Source organism: Streptomyces sp. SID12501, assembly GCF_010550245.1.
Classification (GTDB): Bacteria; Actinomycetota; Actinomycetes; order Streptomycetales; family Streptomycetaceae; genus Streptomyces.
In genome coordinates this window covers 1-540 of record NZ_JAAGLU010000374.1, presented here as the reverse complement: position 1 = coordinate 540, position 540 = coordinate 1, and the positions used below count along the sequence as shown (strand labels likewise).

The window sequence follows — 540 nt, the reverse complement described above, 5'->3', positions numbered from 1 at the left end:
GAGCGCCCGGAACAGGGCGCCGCGCAGCTGCGAGATCTGGACGAAGTCGTTGAAGTGGCCGGCCTGCAGCGACGCGTCCTGGCGGTTGTCGAAGAACGTCAGCAGCTTGCGAGCGTCGGCCGGCAACTCGGACGCCGGGAGCTGCTTGAGCGAGCGGACAATGCTCGCGCTCACCACGGTGACGGCTGATGACCGGCCCTCCCGGTCCAGGGTCGCGAGCTTCGCGTAGTCGTTCCCACGCACCTGCTCGTAGGACACGCGGCACCGCATGCAGAACGCGAACGGGGTCGAGACGAACCACGCCCGCAGGCCGCTGTGCGGTGCGGTGACGCTGCCGTCCGGGGCGATCCACACCTCCGTCGGCAGGTATTTCTCCTTCGTCGCGAGCACCTCGGTGCTCCCCGACGGGTCCGTCGTCAGCCAGTGGTCGGGCAGCCGGTTCTCGACCACCGGGTTCGCCGGCCACGGCAGGTCGGAGGATACGTAGAGATACCCCGTCACCGCGTCGTCGCCCGCCGCCTCGGCGACCAGCAGCGCGTC

General features: G+C 69.8%; 1 protein-coding gene. It reads right to left on the bottom strand.

Translation table 11 applies throughout. From position 1 onward, the window contains the following. On the bottom strand, positions 1–540 hold a 540-nt coding region (locus G3I71_RS46310; protein ID WP_203733079.1), incomplete at both ends, for a hypothetical protein.